The sequence below is a fragment of the Halorubrum halophilum genome (genome assembly GCF_000739595.1).
Taxonomy (GTDB): Archaea; Halobacteriota; Halobacteria; order Halobacteriales; family Haloferacaceae; genus Halorubrum; species Halorubrum halophilum.
This window is the reverse complement of record NZ_BBJP01000005.1, coordinates 101,562-124,872: the sequence shown is the minus strand read 5'-3', so window position 1 is coordinate 124,872 and position 23,311 is coordinate 101,562. Positions and strand designations below refer to the sequence as shown.

Below are 23,311 nucleotides of genomic sequence, written 5' to 3'. Positions count from 1 at the left end.
CGCTCTCCTGCCCCCCCGCCCCCCCGGATTCCAAAGGGGGGTTCCCCGGGGAGATCCCGCGCCGGGGGGGGGCCCCGCCCCCCGCTCCCCCCCGCGCCTGCCCCGCGCGGCCCGGGGGGGTCGGGGGGGCCCCCCGTCTGTCCCCGCCGGTTCACTCCTTCTTCAGGGAGCCGACCGAGCCGGTTTCGCTCGGCGGGTACCGCGTCCCGGCCGGCGTCGTGCTCACGCTCTCCCCGTGGGCGGTCCACCGCGACGGGCGCTGGTGGGACAGGCCCGAGACCTACCGCCCCGAGCGCTGGCTCCGCGAGGCCGAGGACGGCGAGGTCGTTCACGGCGACGACCGCCCCGGACCGGCGGTGGGGGAGCGCCCCGAACACGCCTTCTTCCCGTTCGGCGGGGGGCCGCGCCACTGCATCGGGATGCGCTTCGCGCGACAGGAGCTTCGCCTCGCGATCGGGACGCTGCTCCGGCGGGTGCGGCTGGAGCCGGCGACGGCGGAGCTGTCGGTGCGGGCGAGCGCGAACACCCGACCGGCCGGCCCGATACGCGTGCGCGTTCGCACGCGAGACGAGTCGCTCAGCCCGGACGAACCGATCGACACCAGTTGACAAACAAACATATGTACTTCGACACTGATTCCCCGAGTATGGTCCTCTCAGACAGCAGCACTCGCCGTCGCATCGCCGTCACGCTCGCGATCGCGGCGCTCCTCTCGCCGCTCGCGACGGGGCTCGCCACGGCCCAGTCCGTTCAGGGCGCCTCCGGTTCCATCGTCGTCGACGAGGGGGAGACCGTCGACAGCGTCGAGGGCGCGGCCGGCACGATCGTCGTCCGCGGCACCGTCGAGGGCGACCTCTCCGGCGTGGCCGGCTCGATCCGGATCGCGGAGACGGGCCGGGTCGACGGGAACGTCCAGGTCGCCGCCGGGACCGTTGTCGTCGACGGCGCGGTCGGCGGGGACGCGGAGGTCGGCGCCGGCTCCTTCGAGCTGACGGAGACGGGTCGAATCGACGGCTCGCTCGACGCCGGCGCGGGCTCGATCACCGTCGACGGCGCGGTCGGCGGGGACGTTCGCGCGGCCGCCGACTCGGTCGTCCTCGGCCCCGACGCGGACGTCGGCGGCGAGTTCCGGTACGACGCCGAGACGTTCACCCGGAGCCCGGACGCGACCGTCGCCGGCGGGGTCGTCGAAGACGCGAGCCTCGGCGGCGACACCGGAGTCGGCTTCGGGATGGACCCGGTACCGTCGTGGGTCGGACCCGCGTACGGCGTCGCCGTCAACCTCGCACTGGGCGCGGTCCTCCTACTCGCGTTCCCGCGGTTCTCCCGGGGCGTCGCGGACCGCGTCGGCGGCGGCCCCCTCGTCAGCGGCGGAGTCGGGCTCCTCGCGCTGATCGTCATCCCGATCTCCCTCGTCCTCGTGGCGATCACGATCGTCGGGCTCCCGCTGGCGCTCGCCGGGATCGCGGCCTACGTCGTCGCGCTCTGGGTCGGCTCCGTGTACGGCCGGTACGCCCTCGGCTCGTGGGTGCTCGATCGGCTCGACAGACCGAACCGGTGGGTCGCGCTCCTGCTCGGCGTCGTCGGCGTCGCCCTTATCGGGCTGATCCCGTGGGTCGGCGGGCTCGTCGACCTGCTCGTCCTCCTGCTCGGACTCGGCGCGCTCGCGCTCGGGCTCCGGGACCGGTATCGGGGTCGGAACGACCCGATCGCCTCCGACGGCGACCCGGTCGAGGTGGACTGACGGCTGCTCTCAACCGACCCGATCCGAACTCGCGCGATCGCCTCCGGCAACTGCCGCCACCGGACCAAGAGCTTTCTCGCGGCCCGTCGAACCGACACGCATGAACGCTCCGGCGTTTCAGTACGGTGCCGTCTCGTCCCCGATTGTGACGCCGTTCGACGCCGACGGCGGCGTCGACACTCACGCGCTCGCGAACCACGTCGAAACGCTCGTCGACGCCGGCCTCGACGGGGTCGTCCCCTGCGGGACGACCGGCGAGTTCGCCAGCCTCACCGACGAGGAGCGTCGAACGGTGATCGAGACCGTCGTCGAGGCGGCCGACGGCCGCATTCCCGTGATCGCCGGCGCGGCGGACACGAGCGTCTCCGGCGTGCTCGCCCGCCTCCGGTTCGCCGCGGAGGCGGGCGCCGACGCGGGGCTCATCACGCTCCCGTATTTCCACACCTCGACGGATCCCGACGGACAGCGGGCCTTCTTCGAGCGGGTCGCCGACGATTCTCCCCTCCCGATCTACCTGTACGACATCCCGGCGACGGTCGGCGAGTCGATTGACCCCGGCGTCGTCGCGGACCTCGCCGGACACGACTCGGTCGTCGGACTGAAAGACACGTCCGGCGACCTCACCGGAATCGACGCCGCGCTCCGCCGAACCCCCGACTCCTACACCGTCTATCAGGGCGTCGACGCCCAGCTCTATCCGACCGCGTCGCTCGGCGTCGACGGCGGGATCAACGCGCTCTCGCAGGTGATCCCCGAGGCGTACGTCGCGCTCGGCGAGGCGCTCCGCGCCGGCGACGACGACCGCGCGCTGGCGCTCCACCGGGAGGCGATCGCCCCGCTGTTCGCCCGGTGCGCCGAGCACGGCTTCGCGCCCGCCGCGAAGGTCGCGGCCGGGCACCGCGGATTCATCCCGGACCCGCGGGTTCGGCCGCCGCTCACGCTCCCCGACGCGGCGGGCCGCGAGGCGATCGCCGACGACGTCGACGCGGCGCTGGAAGTCGTTTAAAACCGTCGGACGCGGTCTTGGGCTCAGTCCCCGTCGATCGGCGTCCCGTCGGCCTCCTTCGGTCCCTCGGAGTCGAAGACGACCGCGTCGCCCGCGGCGCGCTCGGCGGCCGTCGGGTCGTAGCCGTCGCGCACGCCGATCGCCTCCTCCAGTTCGCGGACCGCGCGCTCCTTGAGCGACGCGGCCAGTTCCTCGGCGTCCGCGCGGGAGATATCGCGGCCGAGCCCCTCGCACTCGTGGGCGCGGACGACGCCCTCGGCGTCGACCGCCTCGCCCATCGGCTGGCTCGTCCCGTCGAGCGCGACGCTGAACGGGTAGGTCCGACAGATGAGCGGTCGGGCGTCGTGGACGGTACAGGCCCCCTGTCCGTCCGTCTCCTCGTAGAAGGTGCAGTCGCCGCAGTCGTCGGTCGCGAGCGCCCACTCGAACGTCTCGCCGGCGGGCTCGCCGTCCTTGCCTTCGGAGAGACCGAAGGGCATGGGGCGGGCAACGTCGCGCCAGTCGTACGACTCGCCGTACTCGCTCTCGGCGGCGTCGGCGACCGCGCGGACCTCGTCCGGGAAGACGGTGGCCGTGTGGGGCTCGCGGTCGTCAGGGCCGCCGCCGTGGCAGTCGGTGTCGGGGTCGTCTGTGCCCTCCCCCACCGGCGCGCCGCCGGGTTCGTCGGGCGCGTACCCCGTACAGCAGCCGCCGCAGCGCGTGCACTCGAAGCCGATCGACTCAATGGCGTCGGCGAGCTCGTCGGCGTCGAGGTCGCGGGCGCGTTCGAGCTCGGCTTCGAGCGATTCCATGGGATCGCTTGCGGCGCGGTCGGGTTAACGGCGTCCCTTCGGGAGTCGCGCTGGCGGTGCGTGGGCTCGCATCTGCACGTCCCGGGCGAAGGAGCGAAGTGCGACCGCCCCCTATCGAGTGAACGTGAAGGAGTACGAGCGGAAGGGGCTCCTCGAACGCGTCAACCGCGAGGCGGCGACGGTGGGCGCGAACATCCCCGAGGAGATCGAGATCCAAGGGGAGGCGATCGAACTGCAGTCGTTCGTCTTCGAGATCAAACGCCGCGACACGGTCCCGCCCGGCGAGCGCGACCGGGTCGAGCGGGCGAAGCGGAACCTCCGGCGCGAGCGCTTGGAGCGGCTCGAACCCATCGAGGAGAACGAGGTGAGCTACGACCGCGGCGAGGAGCTGGCGGCCTCGATCATCGGGATCGACCGCGCGCTCGACGCTCTGGAGGGCCTCGACGCGCCCGACCCGGAGACGGAGGCGAAACGGCAGGAGGCGGCCGACCAGAAGCGCTGGATGAGCTTCCTGAAGAAGGCGCTCGGTCGAGACGACGCGGGCGGGGCGGGCGGTCGGACGCGGTTCTGACTCTCTCGGGTCTAATTCCCCGTGAAGTCGATCCGCGAGTCCCCGGCGTCGTCGTCGCGGGTCGCGTGGCCGAGCCGGACGAAATCGTAGGCGTCGTCGGCGAGGTACACCGCGTCGCCCTCGACGGTCACGTCGACCGACTCCAAGACCGCCCCCTCGCAGGGGCCGAAGTTGCAGTAGCCGCCGTCGGCCTCGAAGGTCGCGCCGTGCTTCTGGCAGAACACCTCGCCGTCCCGGACGAACGCCCCGTCGTCTTTGTCGAGGCGCACGTCGGTCCAGTGCTGGCAGTAGTTGCGGAACGCGCGCACCTCGCCGGCCGCCCGGGTGAGGATCGCCTCGGCCTCGGGGGTGCCGTCCTCGGCCTCGCCCACGTCGCCCTCGCCGTCGTCGACCGCGTCGGCGTCGACCGGCCGCAACGTCACGAGCAGCGTGCTGTCCCCGGGAACCTCCTCGACGGCGGCGATCCGACGATCCGCGTCCATACGTATCCGTGACTAGCGGCGCGTTTTAACTGATCGATGATCGATAGCGCAGGATATCGTGAAAACCCCCAAAGCCCCAGCCGCTCATTTATAAGCGATTGCTGACAAATCGGCGGCGAATACCTTCAAAGCCCCAGCCGGCGAGGCGGACGCACGCTCGCTGCGGTCCTCAGTCGGTCGCTACCGCTCCCTCCTTGCGGTCCTTACGTCGTCATCAGAACGCGGAGCGTTCTGATTGGCTCACGAGAGCTTCGCTCTCGTGAACGCCTGCGCCCGCCTCGCCGGCTGCCCCTTTGAGTCCCTCCCCGCACAGCACCGCCCCGCACCTCACGCCTCCCCAGCCTCGCGGCTCGCGCTTGTCAGCGCTCGCCGCGTCCCTCGCGCGGCGCTCCTCGCGGCCGTTTAAAAACGGCCGCTCGGAGGCGCGCGCCACCGCAGTCGATTTATAAGATGTCGTCGCCGTCGCTCAGACGTTTAAATACTGGATAGCTGTCGCCGTCGCGATCACTCGCGTTCGGTCTCGGTCTCTCGCTCGTCGTCGTCCGCGGTCGCTTCGACCTCCTGCGCGTCCTTCCGCGCCCTGTCCGCGGCGAGTTCCTTGTCGATGTCGTCCTCGACGTACCCCATCGACTCCACGGTGACGACGTTGCCGCCGCCGGGGTCGACCACCATCACCTCCTCGCCCTCCTCGATCGTGCCCTCGATCGAGCGCGCGGCGTAGTGGGGGTTGAACCCGCCGCCGGAGAGCTTCACCTCGCCGCCGTCGGTGGTCACCGCTTCGGTGACGACGCCGGTTTTCCCTTTTAGGGAGTCGCTGTCGCTCGTCTGCCGTTGGCCCTTCCCGCCGTACAGGTCGAACTCGTGGTAGCCGTAGAAGGCCGCCGCGCCGAACACGAGCGTCAGGAGCGCCATGACCAAGGTCAGCCCCGCGCCAACGATCCCGAGCGACGTGAGGAGGAGGCCGCCGAGCCCCGCGCCGATCAGCGCGATACCGACCACGATGAAGTTCGCGCCCGGAGCCAGCGCCTCCGCCATCGAGAGCAGCAGCCCGGCCGTCAACAGCAGCAGGGGGAGCGTGTCCGGAGCGAGGAGTCCGGACTGCGCGAGCACGTCCATGTCCGGACGTACGGCTGTGAAGGGATAAGTGGTGGTGCGGGACGAGTCGCCGACCGATCAGAACCCGACGAAGAGGACGCCGATCGTGAGCGCGACTCCCAACGCGACGAAGGCGGCGTGCACGGGGTCGATCGATCCGGGCTCGATCGGCTCCGTCTCGGGCGTGTGGGTGTCCTCGACGACGCCGTCCGGCCCCACGTCGTCGACGCCGAACCGCCACTCGCTCTCGTCGTTGCCCTCGCTGTCGTCGTCCGGGCGGGTCTCGTTCGCCCGGCTCCGCACGTCGTCGCGGTTCCCGCCGTCGCGGCCGCCGTCGCTGCTCATACCCGCGAGTAGGTAGGTCAGCAGTAAATGGCTGGCGGGTGGGGACGGTGGCGAAACGAGCGCGCGCCGCCTACCGCTTCCGCGCCGCCGCGATCACGTCTCCGTCGTAGACGACGCCGCGCTCGCCGTCGAGCGTCACTACGCTCCCGTCGGTCACGCGTTCCGGCAGACGCGCGCCAGAGACCATCGGGACGCCGAGTTCGCGGGCGACCACGGCCGGGTATCCCGTCATCCCCTCGCGGGCGTCGATGATCCCGGCCACCGCGTCGAGGTCGCCCGAGAACTCGCCCTCGAAGCTCGGCCCGAGCGCGACGACCGACCCCTCGGGGACCTCGCTCAGGTCGCCGTCGGCGGTTCGGTACACCGGGGCCGCGACGCGGCCGGCGACGACCGCCTTGCCGGTCACGAGCGTCTCGGCGGCGACGTGGACCTTGAGCGTGTTCGTCGTGTTCGTTCCCTCGAACTCGGTCAGCATGCCGGAGAGCACGACGAGGGTGTCGCCCGACTTCGCCCCGCCGCGGTCGAGCGCGGCGTCGACCGCGTTGTCGAGGATCGACTCCATGTCGTTGGCGTACTCGGTCAGCACGGGACGAACGCCCCACGAGAGCGCGAGCTGCCGCCGGACGCGGTCGTTCGGCGTGGTCGCGACCACGGGGACGCCGGGTCGGAACATCGCCGTCTTGCGGGCGGTGAAGCCGGACTCCGAGACGGCGACCACCGTGGAGGCGCCGATGTCGCGCGCGAGGTAGCGCGCGGACCGGGCCAGCGCCTCGGTCCGCGAGCCCTCCGCGGCGGTCGGGACGCGCTGTTCGCGCGTCTCCGCGTACTCGTCGCTCGACTCGATCTCTCGGACGATCCGGTCCATCGTCTCCACGACGTTGACGGGGTCGTCGCCGATGGCGGTCTCGCCGGACAGCATCACGGCGTCGGTCCCGTCGAGGACCGCGTTCGCCACGTCGGACGCCTCCGCGCGGGTCGGCCGGCGGGAGGAGACCATCGAGTCGAGCATCTCCGTCGCCGTGATGACGGGAACGCCCGCGTTGACGCACTTGCGGATGATCCGCTTTTGGATGACGGGGACGTCTTCGAGGGGACATTCGACGCCGAGGTCGCCGCGCGCGACCATCACGCCGTCGGCGGCGTCGACGATCCCGTCGAGGTTCTCGACCGCGCCAGCGCGCTCGATCTTCGCGACGATCGGGATGTCGTCGCCGCCGCGCGCCTCCAGCGCGTCCGCGATCTGATAGACGTCCTCGGCGTCGCGCACGAAGGAGGCCGCGACGAAGTCGGCGTTCGTCCGCGCCGCGAGGTCGAGTTCGGCCTCGTCCTCGGGGGTGATGAGGTCCACGTCGATGGCGACGCCGGGGAGGTTGACGCCCTTCCGCGAGCTGAGCTTCCCGCCGGAGACGACGGTGGCGACCACGGACTCGCCGTCGACGCGCTCGACCCGACACTCGATCCGGCCGTCGTCGAGGAGGACGGTGTCGCCCGGCCCGGCGGCCCCGATCGAGTGGGTGAGGCCGACGCGTTCGGGCGTGGCGTCGTCACCCTCGACGAAGGTCACCTCGGACCCGGTCGTGAGCTGGATCGGCTCGTCGAGCTCGGCGGTCCGGACCTCCGGGCCCTTCAGGTCGACCATCACCGCGAGGGGGTCGTCGGTCTCGTCGTCGACGGCGCGCGCGCGTTCGATGACCTCCTCGCGGTGGGCCGTCGTCCCGTGGCTGGCGTTCAGCCGGACGACGGACATCCCCGCGTCGGCGAGGTCGCGGATCGCGTCCCGGTCGTCCGACGCGGGACCGATCGTACAAACGATCTTGGCGTTTCGCATGTCGCCGGATTCGGCGCAGGGGCGGAAAAAGCCACACGGTTGAGTCGCCACCGAGTGAACGTTCGTGATGGTTTCGCCCGGCCTCGGGCGTCGCGGACGACGACTCGAAGCGACGGCTCAGGGCGTAAGCGAGACCGACAGCGCGAGGGCGGCGACGCCGACCCCGAGGAACAGCCGGTTCGCGCGGGGGTTCGCGGCCGGCGTCAGGTCGAACGTGACGTGCCGCTCCGAGAGGGGACGAAGCGGCCAGATCCCCATCGGCGTGATCGCGTCGCCGGCGACGTGCGAGCAGAGGGAGAGGGTCGCGACGCTCCCGACGAAGCCCGGAGCCCACGGCGGGAGGGCGGTGTCAGGGCCCGCAGAGGGGACGACCGCGACCGCGGCCGCGAGTGCGACGAACGCGCCCGCCGCCAACGCGAACGCGACCGTGTGCGTCGGGCCGCGGTGCGCGACCGGCAGCCGGTGGTCGAGGTCAGGGAGCGTCGAGAACGCGACGGCGACCGCGGCGCCGAGTGCCGCCAGTCCGGGCTCGCCGGCGACTCGGACCGCGCCAGCGACCGGCGCGTACGCGAGCAGCGCGATCCCGACGTGGCCCCGCCAGTACATGGAAAACGCTCGGGGGAAGCCGGTGAAAAATCCGTCGGGGGAGGGGAGAGAGGCGTCAGCGGGGAATCGGGGGAGCCGTCGACCGCGGAGCGCGGCCTCAGTCGTCTGCCGGCGCCGGAGCGTCGCCCGCGGAGAGTCGGACCTCGGGGCCGTCGACGCCGAGCTCGTCGAGGGCGGCCTGCGCGGCGCGCTTCCCGGAGACGAGCATGGCGCCGAAGGTCGGTCCCATCCGCGGGAGACCGTGGGCCGTCGCGACCGCCATCCCGGAGGCGATCAGGCCGTCGTGGACGACGCCCGTGTGCTCGACGACGGCGTCCTCGCTCTCGCCGACCCACATCGAGTCGTGGCCGGGCGAGTCGTGGCCGGGGGCGCCGTACTCGCCGTCGCCGGTCTGGTCCATTCCGGTGTTGTGCTCCTTCGCGTGCTCGATGCCGGGCGCGGAGAGGACGCCGCGCTCGTCGAGCTTGCTGATCGCGACCGCGTCGTGGCCGGTCGCGTCGATCACGAGGTCGGACTCGACCGCGATGGGGTCGACACAGGTGATCTCGCGCGGGAGCGCGTGGACCGGCGTCCAGTTCATCACGATTCCGCCGACGCGGTGGTCCTCGCGGACGACCAGATCGGTGAACTCGGTCATGTTCTGCACGCGCGCGCCGGCGTCGCAGGCCGCCTTGATCAACCCGGAGCAGGCCTCGGGGCCGGCGGCGGTGTAGAGCCCGTCAACGTCGTCGACCGGCTCGTAGTCGACATCGAGGTCGTCGAGAATCTCCTGTGCCGGATCGCGGACCGTCACCGTGTTCATCAGGAACCCGCCGAGCCAGAACCCGCCGCCGAGGTAGTTGTTCTTCTCGACGATCATCACCTTCACGCCGCGCTCGGCCAGCTCCTTGGCCGCCATCAGCCCGGACGGGCCGCCGCCGAGGATGATCACTTCCGAATCCGTGTAGTCAAGGAACCCGTCGGTCCACTCGTTGCCGATCGCTTTTGTTACATCAGTCTCGCTCACGTCCGCGAAGCCGTCGAATCCGTGCATACAACCAAGTAGTATTACCAAGTAGTGAAAGGCGTTGCGGTCGATACGCGGCCGTGTTTATAAATAGCTCACAGCGAACCAGCGGCGAACACCGCCACAGCCTCAGCCCTCGGCTACACGTTGCTGACTGCCGATCGACGACTAACGCCTCCAAAGCCCCAGTCGCTCGGCAGTACGAGATCGGTATCTCGACGACGGACACTCCCAAAGCCCCAGCCGGGAAGCCGATGTACGCTCGCTGCGCTCCTCACTCGGTCGCTACCGCTCCCTCATTGCGGTGCTTGCGTCGCCTACGTCGGCTTCCCGGCTGCCCCTTTGAGTCCCACCCGCCCGCAACCGCACAGCACCGCAGCCTCAGACCTCCCCAGCCTCGTCAGTCGCCCTTCGCGTTGCTTCGGGCGACTGACTCCCTCGCGGTCGGCTCGCGCCCTTATCAGGGCGCTCGCCGGCACGCCACCGCCGCGTTCATTTATAAGCGACGCTCGCCACCGCGATCGCATATTTACCTGTCGCGTCGCAGTCGCTCCGTCGCGGATCCCGCGCCTCGGACTCGATCGACCCGTCGGTCACCTCTGACGCCCCCGACTCGCAGCCTTTTTACCTGCGCTGACGGTAGACGTGTCTACTATGGCTGAGGACAAGGCACGAAGCACCGGCAGCGCGGGCCGATTCGGCGCCCGATACGGCCGGGTCTCCCGCAAGCGGGTCCAGGACATCGAAGAGGAAATGCAGAACGCCACCGTCGACGGCGACGACGTCAAGCGCAAGGGTACCGGCATCTGGGTCAACGAGGAGACCGGCGAGACGTTCACCGGCGGCGCGTACCGCCCCGAGACGCCCGGCGGTCGCACCGTCCGCCGCTCCATCCGCGCCGCGCTCGCCGACGAGGAGTAAGGCGATGAGCTACAAGTGCTCCCGCTGTAAGCGCGACGTCACCCTCGACGAGTACGGCGGCGTGCGCTGCCCGTACTGCGGCCACCGCGTCCTCCTGAAGGAGCGCGGCGGCGACGTGAAGGAAGTCAACGTCGAGTAACCCCGCGTTCCGATCCCGTCACCGTGGCTTCCGATCTCGCACCGTGACTTCCGATCCCGCCACCGTGGCTTCCGATCTCTCACCGTGACTTCCGATCCCGCCACCGTGACCGGCGACCGTGCGCACGAGACGGTCCTCTCGTTCCGCTACCCCTCCGAGCGGCGCGCGCGCCTCGTCGGCGACGCGCTCGACCCCGAAGTCGGCGAGATCGACGACGCCCGCTCCGCCGCGACCGTCTCCCGCGACGGCGACGCGGTCAGGGTTCGTGTCGTCGCTGACGACCTCGTCGCCCTCCGCGCCGGGATCAACAGCTGGTCGCGGCTCGTCGAGGTCGCCGAGCGCGTCGGCTCGGATCGCCGTCGAGAGTAGCTCCGACACGGCGTTTTCTCGCCTCTCTAGCTCTGTGCGCGCCGAATCGGTCGTCGTCGGAGAAGTCGGGGGTTTTTCCGTCCGGGACGCCTCGTTGCGCCCATGCAAGGGAACATGCCGCCCGAGGCACAGGAGAAGATCGAGGAGCTGCAGGAGCTACAGGAGACCGCACAGCAGGTCGCCGAGCAGAAGGAGCAGGCCCAGTCTGCGCTCAACGAGTCCAAGACGGCCCTCGACGCCCTCGAAGACGTCGACGAGGACGCCGGAATGTACCGCGAGATCGGCGAAGTCCTCGTCGAGACGGACTACGAGTCCGCCTACGACGACCTCGAGAACAAGGTCGACTCCCTCGAAGTCCGCGCCGAGCAGCTCGAAACGCAGGAAGAGCGCGTCCAAGAGCAGTTCGACGACCTGCAGGACGAGCTCCAGCAGATGCTCCAGGGCGGCGCCGGCGGCGGCCCGATGGGTCCGGGCGGTCCGGGCGCGGGCGGCGCGTAAGCGTCGATGTCCGACGAACCGAGCGACGGATCGACTGCCGAGCCCGCGGACGACGAGGTCGTCCGTACGGCCGCGGAAGCGGCCGAGGGCGTCGTGTTCGCCCACTACGACCAGTCGGCGGTGACCGATCTGGACGTGACGGTCACGTTCGAGGAGGGCGTCCTCGACGTCGACGTCTACCTGAACGCCCCGGACGACCCCGATCCGGACGCCGTCGCCCACGAGGCGGCCGAAACCGCCGGACAGGCGGTCGACGAGCTGTTCGAGGCGTAGGGCGGCGCGCACTTTTCGGACCGTTACGCTGACCGAGACGGAGAGCGACGCGAGCGCCGCTAACACGGTTTCTGTCCGCGATCCGACCGATCAATACCTATTAATCATGTTGTTGTGTATTGGTACCATATGTCATCCAGCTACGGCGGCACGTCGGCGTTCGATCGGCTCCGCGCGCGGCTCGACAGGCGGTCTCACGCCTGCGAGGAGTGCGGATTCGTCGACGAGGAGGGATCTTGGGAGGCGGTGACGACCGGCGCGACCGTCGAGTATCGCCGGGAGTGCCCGAGCTGCGGGACGGAGCGCGTTCACCGATACCGGCTCTGACGGGAGGGTCGGCCGAGCTCGATCGATATCTCGCTAACCGTTAACACCCACCGGTTCGTGGGTCAGGCCGACATGTACGACGCGATCCTGTGTCCGACCGACGGGAGCGCCGGGAGCGACGCCGCGATCGAGCAGGCCTGCGGCCTCGCCGCGCTGACGGGCGCGCGGATCCACGCGCTGTTCGTCGTCGACGAGGGGATCGCCGGCGCCGACGAGTGGGACCTTGTCGTTGAACGCGAGGAGGAGCGCGGCGAGCGCGCGCTCGACGCGGTCGCTGAAGCGGCCGCGGAGCGAGATATCGAGGCCGAGCGTCACCTCCGGCGCGGCCGCCCGCACGAGGAGATCCTCGACGCCGCGGCCGACTACGGGGTCGACCTGATCGTGATGGGGACCCACGGCCGCACCGGTATCGGGCGCTTCGTCACCGCGGGCTCAGTCGCCGAGCGGGTCGTGCGACACAGCGAGCTCCCGGTGTTGACGGCGCACATCGGAGAGTAGTCGCTGCCCCCTACGCGGACTCGCAGATCGCGACGAAGTTCTCGAACACTTCCTCGCCGCGCTCGGTGTGGGCGACCTCGGGGTGCCACTGGACGCCGTACAGCCCCGCGTCGGCGTTCGACATCGCTTCCACGTCGCAGACGTCGGAGGTGGCGGTCCGAACGAACCCCTCGGGAACCTCGGTCACCTCGTCGGCGTGGGAGGCCCAGACGCGCGTCTCGGGCGCCAGCGAGCCGACGAGCGGGTCCTCGTCGTCGACGATCTCCACGTCGACGTCGGCGTAGCCGCCGTAGTCGCCGCCGCCGACCACGCCGCCGCGCTCGACCGCGATCAGCTGCATCCCCAGACAGATCCCGAGCACGGGAACGTCCAGGTCGAGGTAGTCCGGAGCGTTGCCGACGCGGTCCATGTCGGGGCCGCCCGAGAGGACGATCCCGTCGGCGTCGATCTCCGCGGGGGGCGTGTCCGCCGAGACGATCTCGGTGTCGACGCCCACGTCGCGGAGCGCCCGCCGTTCGAGGTGGGTGAACTGGCCGTGGAGGTCGATGACGACGATCCGGGTCATGGCTCCGGTTGGCGGCTCCCGCACAAAAACGGCTCGGAACGGAGCGCAGTATCGTGGTGGTTTCGGACGCTACGACCGTCCGATAATACACAACTGTGGATCGATCAGAGGTCGAGCGGCCCGCTCTTCGTGAACTCTCGGAGCAGCACCGTCGCGTACGACCCGCTCGGGAGCGCAAACGCGAACCGCGGGTCGCCGCCCTCGAACGTCACGTCGAGGTCGCTCCGGAGGAGGATCGCCCGCCGGGTGCCCGACGAGTCGAACTCGCCGGGGAGCGCGAAGTCGGCGGGCTCGATCCCGGCGTCGGCGAGAACCTCGCGCTCGATCTCGCCCGGCTCGCCGTCGCCGAGGTCTGTCTCCGTGCCGACGAGGGGCGCGGTGACGAACGCTCGGCCGCGTTCGCAGTGGCGGGAAACGACCGAGACTCGGTCCTCGTCGACCCGCTGGAGCCGGTCCGTGTCGGGCGCGTACAGCTCGTCGGGCGCGTCCCCGTCGGCGAAACAGGCCACGTCGCCGGCGACGGGGCGGTCGAACGGGAGCCCGCGGCGCAGGCGCTCGCTCAGGATTCGGTTGAAGAGGAACGACTGGGCGGCGTTGACGAAGAGCCGCTGGAGGTTCGAGGGGACCGCCTCCAGCGCGTGTCGCCAGTCGTCGTGGGTCGGCGGCGCGTCGGGAGCCGCGTCGCGCTCGGCGAGCCGGTGGACCATCGAGCGCTCGAACCGGAGCTTGCCCGGGATCGCATCGAGGCAGGCCTCCCAGTCGCCGTCGCCGGTGCCGTCGGCGGCGGGGCCGGCGTCGTCCGCCGCGTCACCCTCGCCGACCCCGAACGCGGCGTCGACGCGATTCCGCGCGGCGCGGGTGTCGTCGGGCTCCGTCTGCGAGGGGTTACCGGCGTACAGCCGCACCGCCTCGCGGAAGTCCTCTCTGACGACCGCTAGCCCGACGCGGTGGGTGACGGGCCGGCGGCTCCCGAAGCGCTGCTGGCCGAAGTAGTTGGGGACGCCGACGGTGGCGGCGTCGATGTCGTCCGGGTCGCTCGCCGCCGCTTCTTCCTCGTCGCCGTCAAACGCCCGCAGGTCGCTCACCACGTCGGCGACGCGCTCGGAGGCTTCGGGGACCGCGTCGGCGACTCGGATCTCGAAGGCGTTGCCCGCGAGGTCGCCGAACGAGAGCCCGCGACCGGCGCGACCGAGGGGCTCGATCTCGGCGCCGCGGATCTCGGGGAGGTCGTCGGGGTCGACCTCGCGGAGCGTGAACAGCTGGGTGGTGACGGCGCGCTTGTCCTTCGTCCCCGCCCACGAGACGCGCTCGCGGCTGATTCCGAGAGCGTCAGAGATCCGGCGCGCGAAGTCGTTCGTGTCCCAGTCGCGGAGGGTGACGCGGACGACGAGCTCGGGATAGCTCCCGGTATCGGCGCCGAGCGGCTCCGGCTCGAACGCCTCCAGCTCCCGGACGCGGAAGTCCTCGGGCGACTCGCGGAGCCGGCCGCCGATCCCGTCGGCGTCGCTGACGTAGTGGTCGATGCCCGCGGCGCGCTCGGCCGGATGTGCCTCGCGGAGGGAAGTAGTGGGGACCATTCAGTACAGCGAGAGGTCGCCGGTCACGCGGTCGACGGTGTCGTCGCGGGCGGGTCCCACGGCGAGCGCGGTAACGGTTCCGGGCTCCAGTTGGGTGTGGCCGGCGTCGCGGATGATCGCGTACGGAATCCCCTCCTTGTCGGCCTTGTCGGCCAGCTCGAACAGCTGGCTCTCGGAGTCTCCCTTTAAAACGACCTTCTTCTGTCCCTCGCCCTGCCACTTCTTCCGGACGCGTCGGCCGGCGTCCTGGTACGCCGACAGCGACGCGTGCGCGACCTGCGCGGCGAGTTTCCCCTCGCCCATGCCGATGTCGGTGCGGGCGACGATGGCCTGTTTCATGTGTCTCTCCACCGCCGCCGCGGGTTTAGCTCTGTTCTCTCGTCCGCCGTGCCGGCGGCTGAGAGCGTCGAGACGGGGCGAAAAAGAATCCGCGAAAGAGCGAACGCGACCGCGTCGTCAGTCGTCGGCCGGCGCCGCGCCGCCGCGGGAGGCCGAGCCGAGGCTCGGCGCCATGCCGGCGACCGTGCTCTCGTTGTCGGCGACCCAGCGCAGCAGGAGGAACGCGAAGAGGTACTTCGCGATGATGTCCATCCCGCTGTAGGCCCACGAGGTGACGGCGGGCGACTGGATCACCGCGAGCCCCTCGGCGCCGAGCCCCCAGACGATCGGGTAACCGAGCCAGAGGACGACGGTGAGGATCTTCAGCGTGTTGAATATCTCGGCGGTGCCGGCGATCTCGGCGTCCTCTGCCCACTCGACGAGCAGGATGTAGAGGACGACGGCGAAGAACGCGCAGCTGATACCGTACCAGACCCAGCGCAGCAGGTAGGAGGACGTGGTCAGCGCGGCCGCGAGGCCCGTGATACACATCCCGATGTCGGCCGTGACGGCCGTGAACAGCTTCGTCACGTTCGACCCGGCGAGGAGGCCGAGTGCGATGAGGATCATCGGCGTCGACAGCGCCCACGTGAGGTACCGCCCCCACGGAGTGAACACGCCGCCTTCCGGTCCGGTCCCGGCCCCGGCCAGCGCGTGGCCGGCCGGCATCTCGAGGAAGCCGACAGTGATTCCGGACACGAGTCCCGTGTAGCTGGAGATCGAGACGAGCGGCACCATCAGCGTGGCGACGAAAATCAACTGAGCGCGGGGATCCTCTACGTTCCGCCCCATATAGACGAAGAGGAGGATCGACAGGCCCGCGAGGGCAATATTCACCCAGAGCGACGCACTCAGGAGCTGATCGGCCTGAATGTACTCGAAGATCTCGGTTTGGGTCATCTCAAGCGGGACGATTCCCTGCGCGAACGCGTCAGCCGCTGCTGTTCGGATCATGCAACACCCACACCTACGCAACGACCCAACTAAATAGACCAACCTAACCAGTTAGGTTTTCACCGACAAACCTCGACTCCGAACCGGAGTATGCCGAGTGTGTTGCTCGTCTCCCGGCGGTGAACGATCGCTTCCGCGCTCCGGCGATCGCCGCCCGATTCGGGGGACCGGCTGCGGTGTCGCCGGCGAGACACCGCGTAATCGCGGTCGCGCCGTCCGCAGGCGGGATATTCTCACTCGGCGGGGTCGACCGCGATATTGAAACCGCTCAGGCCCCCAGATAAGATATGCACCGCAGACGGTTCCTCCGACGGCTGGGCGCGGCCGGGGGCGTCGCGGCGACGACCGCCCTCGCCGGCTGTTCGGCCGTCGGCGGCGACCCCGGTTACGACGTGGGAATGGTCGCCGACGCGTATCGTCCGGCGGAGCTGACCGTCTCCGTCGGCGACACCGTCGTCTGGGAGAACACGAGCGTACGGAGGCACACCGTCACCGCCTACGGGGGCGGGATCCCCGACGCGGCCGACTACTTCGCCTCCGGCGGCTTCGACGACGAGGAGAGCGCCCGCGAGGCGTGGCCCTCCGACTTCGGCGGCGCGCTGGAGAGCGGCGACCGATTCTCGCACACCTTCGAGGTCCCCGGCCGCTACGACTACGTCTGCATCCCGCACGAGACCGGCGGGATGTACGCGACCGTGTTCGTGGAGGAGTGATGCGCCGACACCGACCCGACGTGCCGGCGTCCCGCCCGACGAAACCCATTAGCGCCCGCGACGCCAACACTCGGTAACCAACCCTCATGGACATCTCGACGCTCCTCGGGACCGACGTGCTTCTGTTCCTCGCTATCGGGCTGCTCGGCGGCGCCCACTGCATCGGGATGTGCGGCCCGCTGGTCACGGTGTACGCCGGCCGGATGCGCGAGGGGAGCGAGCGCGCCGACGGCGGATCGCCTACTGCCGGCGCGACGGATGACCGCCGCGGGAGCCACCTGACGACCTACGAGGTCCGCCAGCACGCGCTGTTCAACCTCGGCCGCGCGACGAGCTATGCCACTATCGGCGCGGCGCTAGGCGCGCTCGGCGGGGCCGTTCTCGTCACGACCGCGACGCTGACCGGCGCGGCGGAGGCGGTCCGCGGCGTCGTCGGCCTCGGCGTCGGCGCGGCCGTAATCGTAGTCGGCGTCCGGTACGCACTCGGTGGCGCGACCGGCGGGATCCACCTCCCCGGCCTCGACCGCGTCACCGGCTGGCTCACCGGCCACGTCGACCGCCTCGCCAACGGCCCCGGAATCGTCGGGCTCGGCGCGGTCCACGGGCTGCTCCCGTGTCCGATCCTCTACCCGGCGTACCTCTACGCGTTCGCCAGCGGCTCCGCCGTCAGCGGCGCGCTCGCACTCGGCGCGCTCGGGGTCGGCACGATGCCCGCGGTCTTCCTCTACGGGACCGTCATCGAGGGCGTCGACGCGGTCCACCGTCGCCGGGTCCACCGCCTGCTCGGCGTCGCCTTCGTGGCGCTCGGCTACGTCCTGTTCGCGCACGGACTGATGGCGGTCGGCGTCCACGTGCCGCACCCGAGCCTGCCCTTCTGGAACCCGCTCGACGCCGGGATGGCGGGGGGGATGTGAGAATGGACGCGTCGGCGCCCGCCGACCGGACCGACGACGAGGCGCCCGGTTGCACCCTCTGTGAGCTCCCGACCGACGGCGTCGACGTGGTCGACGACGAGGGCAACCGCTTCTGCTGTACCGGCTGCCGAGACGTGTACGAGACGCTCGGCGATGTCGACGTCGACGCCGAGGCGGTGCGCGAGCGGCGGCAGGGGAACGATGACGAGACCGGCGGCGGTGCCGGCGGCGACGCGGTCCCCGCCGACCACGAGGCGACGTTCCTCGAAGTCGACGGGATGCACTGCGCCACCTGCGAGGCGTTCATCGAGACGGTCGCGACCGAGACCGAGGGCGTCAGCGCCGCCAGCGCGAGCTACGTCACGGACACAGTGCGGATCGACCACGACCCCGACGCCGTCACCACCGACGACCTCTCCGAGGCGGTGAGCGGGCTCGGCTACAGCGCGTACGACCGGGACGACGCCTTCTCGCGCCGACAGGCGGACAACATGGCGACGGCGCGCCTCGCGGCCGGCGTGCTCGTCGGGATGGCGGTGATGCTCCAGTACATCGTCATCATCTACCCGACGTACTTCGCGTTCCCCTTCTACAACGAGCGGACCCTGGAGTACCTCAACCAGGCGATGGCCTCCTCGTCGGGGACGTACTTCTTCATCGTGATCGGCGTGCTGACGACGGTGGTCCTGTTCGTCACGGGGAAGCCGATACTCAGAGGGGCGTACGTCAGCGCGAAGACGCGGTCGCCGAACATGGACCTCCTCGTCGCGATCGCGGCGGTCAGCGCGTACGTCTACAGCACGCTCGCGGTGATCTTCGTCGAGTCGCCGTCGATCTACTACGACGTGACCGTTGCGATCATCGTGATCGTCACCGTCGGCAACCACTACGAGGACTCGATCAAGAAGCGGGCGACCGAGCTCCTCTCCGATCTCACCGCGGTGCAGGTCGACAGCGCTCGGCGGCTGGTCGGTGACGGCGAGGGGGCGGACGGCGACGGGAGCGCGGGCGGCGTCGGGGCCGAGACCGAAGAGGTCGCCATCGACGACCTCGCGCCCGGTGACCGGCTGCTCGTGCGCGCCGGCGATCGGGTCCCGGTCGACGGCGATGCGGTCGCTGGCGACGCCGCGGTCGACGAGTCGGTCGTCACGGGCGAGTCGATGCCGGTCCGGAAGACGCCCGGCGACGCCGTGGTCGGCGGCTCCGTGGTCGCGGACGGGTCGCTGACGGTCGAGGTCGGCCCGGACGCGACCTCCAGCCTCGACCGCGTCGCCGAGCTCGTCTGGGACCTCCAGAGCGGGAACCACGGCGTCCAGAAGCTCGCCGACCGGCTCGCGACGGTGTTCGTCCCGGTCGTGCTCGCGGTCGCGCTCCTCGCCGCGGGGGCCAACCTCGCGCTCGGTAACGGGATGACGGAGGCGATGCTCGTCGGGCTCACGGTGCTCATCGTCTCGTGTCCGTGCGCGCTCGGGCTCGCGACCCCGCTCGCGGTCGCCGCCGGGATCCGCGACGCGCTCGAACGCTCCATCGTGATCTTCGACGACACCGTCTTCGAGCGACTCCGTGGCGCCGACACCGTCGTCTTCGACAAGACGGGGACGCTCACCACCGGCGAGATGCGGGTGGTCTCGACGGATCTCGACGACGACCTCCTCCGGCTCGCCGCCGCGCTGGAGGAGCGCTCGGCGCACCCGGTCGGGCAGGCGATCGCCGCGGCGCGCGGGAGCGACGGCGCGTTCGGCTCCCCCGAATCCGCGTCGGACTCCGGCGGCGCGTCGCCTGCGGTCGCCGACGGCGGGGAGGTGGAGTCGGCGGAGACGGTCGACGAACCGGACGCCGACGACGCCCTCGCAGTCACGGACTTCGAGAGCCACGCCCGCGGCGTCTCCGGCGTCGTCGACGGCGTCGAAGTCGTCGTCGGCCACCCGGACCTGTTCGACGAGCGCGGGTGGGAAGTCTCCGCCGGGATCCGCGAGGCGGTCGCGGCGGCCCGCGACGTGGGTCGCGTCCCGGTCGCCGTCGGCCGCGACGGCGCCGCGGCGGGAGTCGTCGTGGTCGGCGACGAGCTGCGCGAGGGGTGGGCGGAGACCGTGACCGAGCTCGCCGACTCGGGCGTCGAGGTCGTCGTGCTGACGGGCGACGACGAGCGCGCGGCGACCGTCTTCAGCGAGCACGACGCGATATCGTCGGTGTTCGCGGGCGTGCCGCCGGAGGGGAAAGCCGAGACGGTCGAGCGGCTGAAGGCGAGCGGGCTCACGGTGATGGTCGGGGACGGGACCAACGACGCGCCCGCGCTCGCCGCGGCGGACCTCGGCGTCGCGCTCGGCGGGGGAACCGCGATGGCGGCCGACGCGGCCGACGTGGCGATCGTCGACGACGACCTCGGCTCCGTGGCGACCGTCTTCGAGCTCTCGCGGGCCGCGGGCCGGCGCGTGAAGGGGAACATCGGCTGGGCGTTCTGTTACAACGCGGTCGCCATCCCGCTCGCGGTGACCGGTCTTCTCAATCCCCTGTTCGCCGCGGTCGCGATGGGCGCGTCCAGCCTGCTCGTCGTGGCGAACTCCTCGCGGGCGCTGCTGGAGTAGGTACTCGATCGCGGTGGCCGGGTGTCAAAGCGCCAGTACGAGGGTGGCGAGCCAGCCGAGTCCGACGATACCCAAGGCCGCGTTCCGGTGTCGAGCCGGTTCGGTCGGCGGATTTCGGAACACGGCCTCGTACAGAACCAGCGTGGACGCGGCGCTTCCCGCTGCGAGCCCCTGCTGAAACGCTACGGCCGGATGGAGTCCCGCGAGCGCGCCGGCGAGCAGCACGGCGGCCATCGCTATCAGCTGTTTGTCGTAGCGGCTCACCATCTCTTGGTTCGAGCTACAACGTCGGCGGATATAGGCATCTCGTCGGTTCTCGTCTCCCGATAACCGCGGAGACGATCCCCCGATCGACCGCCGGGACCGCAAGCGACTTTCCCCTCACGCGACTACCGCTGCGTATGTCACAGGAGCCGCAGTCTTTCGACGTGCCGACCGCCGACGGGATGCCGGCGCTCGGGCTCGGGACGTGGGAGAACGACGACCCCGCGCAGTGCGTCGAGTCCGTCAAAACGGCCTTGGAGACGGGATACCGCCACATCGACACGGCTCAGGCCTACGGGAACGAGGCCGCCGTGGGCGAGGGAATCGCCGCCGCAGACGTCGACCGCGACGACGTGTTCCTCGCGACGAAGGTGTGGCTCGACAACCTCGCGCCCGAGGACGTGGCCGCGTCGACCCGCGAGAGCCTCCAGAAGCTCGACACCGAGTACGCCGACCTGCTGTACGTCCACTGGCCGGCCGGCGAGTACGACCCCGAGGAGACGCTGCCCGCGTTCGCGGAGCTCCGCGACGACGGCCTGATCGACCGAATCGGTGTCTCGAACTTCGAGCCGGAGCACCTCGACGCCGCGACCGACGCCCTCGGTGAGACGCCGTTCGCGAACCAGGTGGAGATGCATCCGCTGCTCCGACAGGAGGAGCTTCGCGAATACGCCGACGCCAACGACGTCGAACTCGTCGGCTACTCGCCGCTCGCCCGCGGGAAGATCCTCGACGACCCGACGATCGGCGACATCGCCGAAAAGCACGGCGTCAGCGCCGCGCAGGTGAGCCTCGCGTGGCTCCGCGAGAGGGGCGTCACCGCCATCCCGAAGGCGACCGGCGAGGACCACCTCCGCGACAACTGGGCGAGCCTCGGGCTCGAACTGGACGACGAGGACCTCCAGCGGATCGACGACCTCGGCCGGACCGACCGCCAGATCGACCCCGACTTCGGCCCGGACTGGTAAGCGAGCGACGATTTATTTTTAAACAAACTGGCAACTTATAAGCGATCGACCGAATTACCGGGGGACTCTCACCACCGCCCACCGATCGCACTCAGCGTTCACTCCGCGTCGCTCGGGGTCGCTTCGGGCCCGTCACTCGACTCCGCCGCCTCGTCCTCCTCGATGGACTCGGCCACCGCTTCGGCGTCGAGCACGGTGACGCGCGCCGACATGATCCGGGTGTTGTCGACGCGCTCGATCCGGATCCGGATCCCGTCGAACTCGATCTCCTCGCCCTCCTCGACGAGGCGCCCGGCGCGGTTGAACACGAAGCCGGCGAGCGTCTCGAACTCCTCGCCCTCGGGGAGGTCGATCCCGAGCATCTCGTTGACCTCGTCGATGTTCACCTCGCCCTGCACGACGGCGACGTTGTCCTCTAAGAACTCCACCGGAGCCTCCTCGTCGCCCTCTAAGATTTCGCCGACGATCTCCTCGACCATGTCTTCGAGGGTGATGATCCCCTCCGTGGTCCCGAACTCGTCGATGACGGTGACCATCTGGAGGCGGTTCTCCTGCATCTCCGCGAGTAGCTCGTCGGCGTTCTTCGACTCGGGGACGTGCAGCGTCGGCTTCACGACGCGCTCCAGCGAGGGCTCGCCCTCGGAGTAGCGGAGTTCGCGCACCAGATCGCGGACGGTCACCACGCCGATAATGTTGTCGAGGTTCCCCTCGTAGACGGGGACGCGCTCGTGGTCCGCCTGGATGCACTTCTCGATCGCCTCCTCGACGGAGGACTCCTTCGCGACCGCGGTGACGTCGAGACGGGGCGTCATCACCTCCTTGGCGATGGTGTTGTTGAAGCGGAAGATGCGGTCGAGCATCTCGCGTTCCTCCTCCTCGATGACGCCCTCGCGCTCGCCGGTCTCGATGATGTCTTGGATCTCGTCGCGGGTCACGTACGTCGACTCGATGGCGGCCGAGCCGCCGATGACCTTGTTGACCCCTTTGACGATGTAGTCGAAGAGGACGACGAGCGGGTAGAGCGCGTACTCCGAGAGCTTCAGCGGGCGGGCGATCCGGAGCGCCCACGACTCTGTGTTCTCGACGGCGTAGGACTTCGGCGCGCTCTCGCCGAAGATCAGCACGAGCGTCGTGATCCCGAACGTCGTCGCCAGCACCGACTCCCCCCGCGAGAGGTAGATCCCGAACAGCGCGGTGGCGATGGAGGTCATCGCCACGTTGACGATGTTGTTGCCGACGAGGATCGTCACCAACAGGCGATGGGGGTTCTGCTTCATGTCGCGGATCGTCTCCGCCCCCGGGACGCCCTCGTCGACGAGGCTGTCGATGCGGTGTTGCGGCAGCGAGAACATCGCGATCTCCGACGAGGAGAAGAACGCCGACAGCCCGACCAAGACGAGAATCGCGGCGACGCCGAGCGCGGTCACGACGCCGTTACCGGGGATCGGTATCTGGAGGAGGTCGGCCACCGGCACGCTAGACGACAAGCCCATATTCGTTTGTGTTCCGTCTCCCCGCGATTAAAGCGTTCCCTTCGGACACCCCCGACGACGGCTGCCACGGCGAGCCCGCTCGGGCGTCTCGAGTACCGACGGCGACACGATTACCTGTCTCGCCGGCGAACGACGGGACATGAGCGAACCAGCGATCACCCTGTACCGACTGCAGGCGTGTCCCTTCTGCGAGCGTGTCGTCCGCACCCTGAACGAGCTCGACGTGGAGTACCGGTCGCGGTACGTCGAGCCGATGCACTCCGAGCGCAACGTCGTCAAGCGCGTCTCCGGTGCCCGCAGCGTGCCGGCGATCGTCGACCGCGAGACGGGCGTGACCATGTCCGAGAGCGCGAACATCGTGGAGTACCTGAAGGGAACCTACGCCGAAGGGGGTGCCTGAG

At 70.1% G+C, this 23,311-nt stretch carries 29 protein-coding genes; 16 read left to right on the top strand and 13 right to left on the bottom strand.

Annotated features, from left to right (window positions below; translation table 11 throughout):
- From ACP96_RS01965 to ACP96_RS01955, 3 genes are all read left to right on the top strand, one after another.
- Positions 1-608: cytochrome P450 (locus ACP96_RS01965; RefSeq protein WP_154020375.1), on the top strand; the 608-nt coding region annotated here is incomplete at its 5' end.
- A gap of 38 nt (positions 609-646) precedes the next feature.
- Entirely contained in the window at positions 647-1,744 is a 1,098-nt protein-coding gene (locus ACP96_RS01960) for a bactofilin family protein (RefSeq protein WP_050031911.1), read from the top strand.
- Positions 1,745-1,844: 100 nt separating this feature from the next.
- Entirely contained in the window at positions 1,845-2,750 is a 906-nt protein-coding gene (locus ACP96_RS01955; RefSeq protein WP_050031910.1) for a dihydrodipicolinate synthase family protein, read from the top strand.
- 23 nt (positions 2,751-2,773) lie between these two features.
- Here the strand turns inward: ACP96_RS01955 and ACP96_RS01950 are convergent, their stop codons facing one another.
- Positions 2,774-3,541: a YkgJ family cysteine cluster protein gene (locus ACP96_RS01950; RefSeq protein WP_050031909.1), complete on the bottom strand. Its 768-nt coding sequence runs from the start codon at positions 3,539-3,541 to the stop codon at positions 2,774-2,776.
- Positions 3,542-3,665: 124 nt separating this feature from the next.
- Here ACP96_RS01950 and ACP96_RS01945 point away from each other — a divergent pair, with 124 nt between their 5' ends.
- On the top strand, positions 3,666-4,112 hold the full coding sequence (locus ACP96_RS01945; protein ID WP_050024599.1) for a DUF5788 family protein: 447 nt from the start codon (positions 3,666-3,668) through the stop codon (positions 4,110-4,112).
- Positions 4,113-4,123: 11 nt separating this feature from the next.
- Here the strand turns inward: ACP96_RS01945 and ACP96_RS01940 are convergent, their stop codons facing one another.
- The 6 genes from ACP96_RS01940 to ACP96_RS01910 all read right to left on the bottom strand — a co-directional run bounded on the left by ACP96_RS01940 (position 4,124) and on the right by ACP96_RS01910 (position 9,501).
- Complete coding sequence (locus tag ACP96_RS01940; protein WP_050031908.1) at positions 4,124-4,594, bottom strand: Rieske (2Fe-2S) protein; 471 nt, start codon at positions 4,592-4,594, stop codon at positions 4,124-4,126.
- A gap of 504 nt (positions 4,595-5,098) precedes the next feature.
- Complete coding sequence (locus ACP96_RS01930) at positions 5,099-5,710, bottom strand: protease (RefSeq protein WP_050031903.1); 612 nt, start codon at positions 5,708-5,710, stop codon at positions 5,099-5,101.
- 57 nt (positions 5,711-5,767) lie between these two features.
- Positions 5,768-6,034 carry a DUF7312 domain-containing protein gene (locus tag ACP96_RS01925; RefSeq protein WP_050031901.1) on the bottom strand — a complete coding sequence of 89 codons (267 nt, stop codon included), beginning with the start codon at positions 6,032-6,034 and terminating at the stop codon, positions 5,768-5,770.
- 70 nt (positions 6,035-6,104) lie between these two features.
- Positions 6,105-7,862 carry a pyruvate kinase gene (pyk, locus tag ACP96_RS01920; RefSeq protein ID WP_050031900.1) on the bottom strand — a complete coding sequence of 586 codons (1,758 nt, stop codon included), beginning with the start codon at positions 7,860-7,862 and terminating at the stop codon, positions 6,105-6,107.
- Positions 7,863-7,979: 117 nt separating this feature from the next.
- Complete coding sequence (locus ACP96_RS01915) at positions 7,980-8,468, bottom strand: metal-dependent hydrolase (protein ID WP_050031898.1); 489 nt, start codon at positions 8,466-8,468, stop codon at positions 7,980-7,982.
- A gap of 97 nt (positions 8,469-8,565) precedes the next feature.
- The gene (locus ACP96_RS01910; protein ID WP_050031897.1) at positions 8,566-9,501 is read right to left on the bottom strand and encodes a sulfide-dependent adenosine diphosphate thiazole synthase; all 936 of its coding nucleotides are present in this window, start codon (positions 9,499-9,501) and stop codon (positions 8,566-8,568) included.
- Between the two features lie 627 nt (positions 9,502-10,128).
- Between ACP96_RS01910 and ACP96_RS01905 the strand changes: the two genes are divergently transcribed.
- From ACP96_RS01905 to ACP96_RS01875, 7 genes are all read left to right on the top strand, one after another.
- Positions 10,129-10,395, top strand: a complete 267-nt coding sequence (locus tag ACP96_RS01905) for a 50S ribosomal protein L37 (RefSeq protein WP_050026787.1) — start codon at positions 10,129-10,131, stop codon at positions 10,393-10,395.
- Between the two features lie 4 nt (positions 10,396-10,399).
- Positions 10,400-10,534, top strand: a complete 135-nt coding sequence (locus ACP96_RS01900; RefSeq protein WP_004049526.1) for a DNA-directed RNA polymerase subunit P — start codon at positions 10,400-10,402, stop codon at positions 10,532-10,534.
- A 105-nt stretch (positions 10,535-10,639) separates the two neighbouring features.
- Positions 10,640-10,903, top strand: a complete 264-nt coding sequence (locus tag ACP96_RS01895; protein WP_050026795.1) for a KEOPS complex subunit Pcc1 — start codon at positions 10,640-10,642, stop codon at positions 10,901-10,903.
- Between the two features lie 114 nt (positions 10,904-11,017).
- Positions 11,018-11,401 (top strand): prefoldin subunit beta, encoded by a 384-nt coding sequence (locus tag ACP96_RS01890; protein ID WP_050026785.1) that lies wholly within the window; start codon positions 11,018-11,020, stop codon positions 11,399-11,401.
- Between the two features lie 6 nt (positions 11,402-11,407).
- Positions 11,408-11,674, top strand: coding sequence for a DUF3194 domain-containing protein (locus tag ACP96_RS01885; protein WP_050026783.1), 267 nt, complete (start codon positions 11,408-11,410; stop codon positions 11,672-11,674).
- A 129-nt stretch (positions 11,675-11,803) separates the two neighbouring features.
- A complete protein-coding gene (locus tag ACP96_RS01880) occupies positions 11,804-12,001 on the top strand; it encodes an HVO_0649 family zinc finger protein (RefSeq protein WP_050026780.1) in 198 nt (65 codons plus the stop codon).
- Between the two features lie 72 nt (positions 12,002-12,073).
- Complete coding sequence (locus ACP96_RS01875; RefSeq protein ID WP_050031896.1) at positions 12,074-12,499, top strand: universal stress protein; 426 nt, start codon at positions 12,074-12,076, stop codon at positions 12,497-12,499.
- 10 nt (positions 12,500-12,509) lie between these two features.
- Here ACP96_RS01875 and ACP96_RS01870 read toward each other — a convergent pair whose 3' ends face one another.
- From ACP96_RS01870 to ACP96_RS01855, 4 genes are all read right to left on the bottom strand, one after another.
- Positions 12,510-13,064, bottom strand: a complete 555-nt coding sequence (locus tag ACP96_RS01870) for a GMP synthase subunit A (RefSeq protein WP_050031895.1) — start codon at positions 13,062-13,064, stop codon at positions 12,510-12,512.
- Positions 13,065-13,168: 104 nt separating this feature from the next.
- Positions 13,169-14,641: a tRNA pseudouridine(13) synthase TruD gene (gene truD / locus ACP96_RS01865; protein ID WP_050031894.1), complete on the bottom strand. Its 1,473-nt coding sequence runs from the start codon at positions 14,639-14,641 to the stop codon at positions 13,169-13,171.
- Positions 14,642-14,980, bottom strand: coding sequence for a peptidyl-tRNA hydrolase Pth2 (gene pth2, locus ACP96_RS01860; RefSeq protein WP_012659808.1), 339 nt, complete (start codon positions 14,978-14,980; stop codon positions 14,642-14,644).
- Positions 14,981-15,097: 117 nt separating this feature from the next.
- The gene (locus ACP96_RS01855; protein WP_050026789.1) at positions 15,098-15,919 is read right to left on the bottom strand and encodes a bacteriorhodopsin; all 822 of its coding nucleotides are present in this window, start codon (positions 15,917-15,919) and stop codon (positions 15,098-15,100) included.
- 341 nt (positions 15,920-16,260) lie between these two features.
- On the opposite strand from ACP96_RS01855, the gene ACP96_RS01850 reads away from it, so the two are divergent.
- The 3 genes from ACP96_RS01850 to ACP96_RS01840 all read left to right on the top strand — a co-directional run bounded on the left by ACP96_RS01850 (position 16,261) and on the right by ACP96_RS01840 (position 20,185).
- Positions 16,261-16,686: a plastocyanin/azurin family copper-binding protein gene (locus ACP96_RS01850; RefSeq protein WP_050026777.1), complete on the top strand. Its 426-nt coding sequence runs from the start codon at positions 16,261-16,263 to the stop codon at positions 16,684-16,686.
- A gap of 86 nt (positions 16,687-16,772) precedes the next feature.
- A complete protein-coding gene (locus tag ACP96_RS01845) occupies positions 16,773-17,600 on the top strand; it encodes a sulfite exporter TauE/SafE family protein (RefSeq protein ID WP_050031893.1) in 828 nt (275 codons plus the stop codon).
- Positions 17,601-17,602: 2 nt separating this feature from the next.
- Positions 17,603-20,185: a heavy metal translocating P-type ATPase gene (locus tag ACP96_RS01840; protein ID WP_050031892.1), complete on the top strand. Its 2,583-nt coding sequence runs from the start codon at positions 17,603-17,605 to the stop codon at positions 20,183-20,185.
- A gap of 24 nt (positions 20,186-20,209) precedes the next feature.
- Here ACP96_RS01840 and ACP96_RS01835 read toward each other — a convergent pair whose 3' ends face one another.
- Positions 20,210-20,452: a hypothetical protein gene (locus ACP96_RS01835; protein ID WP_050031891.1), complete on the bottom strand. Its 243-nt coding sequence runs from the start codon at positions 20,450-20,452 to the stop codon at positions 20,210-20,212.
- Positions 20,453-20,631: 179 nt separating this feature from the next.
- On the opposite strand from ACP96_RS01835, the gene ACP96_RS01830 reads away from it, so the two are divergent.
- Complete coding sequence (locus tag ACP96_RS01830; RefSeq protein WP_050026000.1) at positions 20,632-21,417, top strand: aldo/keto reductase; 786 nt, start codon at positions 20,632-20,634, stop codon at positions 21,415-21,417.
- 98 nt (positions 21,418-21,515) lie between these two features.
- Here ACP96_RS01830 and ACP96_RS01825 read toward each other — a convergent pair whose 3' ends face one another.
- On the bottom strand, positions 21,516-22,910 hold the full coding sequence (locus tag ACP96_RS01825) for a hemolysin family protein (RefSeq protein ID WP_050025984.1): 1,395 nt from the start codon (positions 22,908-22,910) through the stop codon (positions 21,516-21,518).
- A gap of 139 nt (positions 22,911-23,049) precedes the next feature.
- Here ACP96_RS01825 and ACP96_RS01820 point away from each other — a divergent pair, with 139 nt between their 5' ends.
- Complete coding sequence (locus ACP96_RS01820) at positions 23,050-23,310, top strand: glutaredoxin family protein (protein WP_050025983.1); 261 nt, start codon at positions 23,050-23,052, stop codon at positions 23,308-23,310.
- The last annotated feature ends 1 nt before the right edge of the window (position 23,311 follow it).

What these genes read in the sequence shown, in the direction of transcription:
- ACP96_RS01845 (WP_050031893.1), top strand. Translation starts at nt 16,773, where the DNA reads ATGGACATCTCGACGCTCCTCGGGACCGACGTGCTTCTGTTCCTCGCT.
- ACP96_RS01850 (WP_050026777.1), top strand. Translation starts at nt 16,261, where the DNA reads ATGCACCGCAGACGGTTCCTCCGACGGCTGGGCGCGGCCGGGGGCGTC.
- ACP96_RS01875 (WP_050031896.1), top strand. Translation starts at nt 12,074, where the DNA reads ATGTACGACGCGATCCTGTGTCCGACCGACGGGAGCGCCGGGAGCGAC.
- truD (WP_050031894.1), bottom strand. Translation starts at nt 14,641, where the DNA reads ATGGTCCCCACTACTTCCCTCCGCGAGGCACATCCGGCCGAGCGCGCC.
- ACP96_RS01960 (WP_050031911.1), top strand. Translation starts at nt 647, where the DNA reads ATGGTCCTCTCAGACAGCAGCACTCGCCGTCGCATCGCCGTCACGCTC.
- ACP96_RS01890 (WP_050026785.1), top strand. Translation starts at nt 11,018, where the DNA reads ATGCCGCCCGAGGCACAGGAGAAGATCGAGGAGCTGCAGGAGCTACAG.
- ACP96_RS01955 (WP_050031910.1), top strand. Translation starts at nt 1,845, where the DNA reads ATGAACGCTCCGGCGTTTCAGTACGGTGCCGTCTCGTCCCCGATTGTG.
- ACP96_RS01840 (WP_050031892.1), top strand. Translation starts at nt 17,603, where the DNA reads ATGGACGCGTCGGCGCCCGCCGACCGGACCGACGACGAGGCGCCCGGT.
- ACP96_RS01825 (WP_050025984.1), bottom strand. Translation starts at nt 22,910, where the DNA reads ATGGGCTTGTCGTCTAGCGTGCCGGTGGCCGACCTCCTCCAGATACCG.
- ACP96_RS01835 (WP_050031891.1), bottom strand. Translation starts at nt 20,452, where the DNA reads ATGGTGAGCCGCTACGACAAACAGCTGATAGCGATGGCCGCCGTGCTG.
- ACP96_RS01940 (WP_050031908.1), bottom strand. Translation starts at nt 4,594, where the DNA reads ATGGACGCGGATCGTCGGATCGCCGCCGTCGAGGAGGTTCCCGGGGAC.
- ACP96_RS01930 (WP_050031903.1), bottom strand. Translation starts at nt 5,710, where the DNA reads ATGGACGTGCTCGCGCAGTCCGGACTCCTCGCTCCGGACACGCTCCCC.
- ACP96_RS01910 (WP_050031897.1), bottom strand. Translation starts at nt 9,501, where the DNA reads ATGCACGGATTCGACGGCTTCGCGGACGTGAGCGAGACTGATGTAACA.
- ACP96_RS01870 (WP_050031895.1), bottom strand. Translation starts at nt 13,064, where the DNA reads ATGACCCGGATCGTCGTCATCGACCTCCACGGCCAGTTCACCCACCTC.
- ACP96_RS01900 (WP_004049526.1), top strand. Translation starts at nt 10,400, where the DNA reads ATGAGCTACAAGTGCTCCCGCTGTAAGCGCGACGTCACCCTCGACGAG.
- ACP96_RS01925 (WP_050031901.1), bottom strand. Translation starts at nt 6,034, where the DNA reads ATGAGCAGCGACGGCGGCCGCGACGGCGGGAACCGCGACGACGTGCGG.
- ACP96_RS01885 (WP_050026783.1), top strand. Translation starts at nt 11,408, where the DNA reads ATGTCCGACGAACCGAGCGACGGATCGACTGCCGAGCCCGCGGACGAC.
- ACP96_RS01820 (WP_050025983.1), top strand. Translation starts at nt 23,050, where the DNA reads ATGAGCGAACCAGCGATCACCCTGTACCGACTGCAGGCGTGTCCCTTC.
- ACP96_RS01855 (WP_050026789.1), bottom strand. Translation starts at nt 15,919, where the DNA reads ATGACCCAAACCGAGATCTTCGAGTACATTCAGGCCGATCAGCTCCTG.
- pyk (WP_050031900.1), bottom strand. Translation starts at nt 7,862, where the DNA reads ATGCGAAACGCCAAGATCGTTTGTACGATCGGTCCCGCGTCGGACGAC.
- pth2 (WP_012659808.1), bottom strand. Translation starts at nt 14,980, where the DNA reads ATGAAACAGGCCATCGTCGCCCGCACCGACATCGGCATGGGCGAGGGG.
- ACP96_RS01905 (WP_050026787.1), top strand. Translation starts at nt 10,129, where the DNA reads ATGGCTGAGGACAAGGCACGAAGCACCGGCAGCGCGGGCCGATTCGGC.
- ACP96_RS01915 (WP_050031898.1), bottom strand. Translation starts at nt 8,468, where the DNA reads ATGTACTGGCGGGGCCACGTCGGGATCGCGCTGCTCGCGTACGCGCCG.
- ACP96_RS01880 (WP_050026780.1), top strand. Translation starts at nt 11,804, where the DNA reads ATGTCATCCAGCTACGGCGGCACGTCGGCGTTCGATCGGCTCCGCGCG.
- ACP96_RS01950 (WP_050031909.1), bottom strand. Translation starts at nt 3,541, where the DNA reads ATGGAATCGCTCGAAGCCGAGCTCGAACGCGCCCGCGACCTCGACGCC.
- ACP96_RS01830 (WP_050026000.1), top strand. Translation starts at nt 20,632, where the DNA reads ATGCCGGCGCTCGGGCTCGGGACGTGGGAGAACGACGACCCCGCGCAG.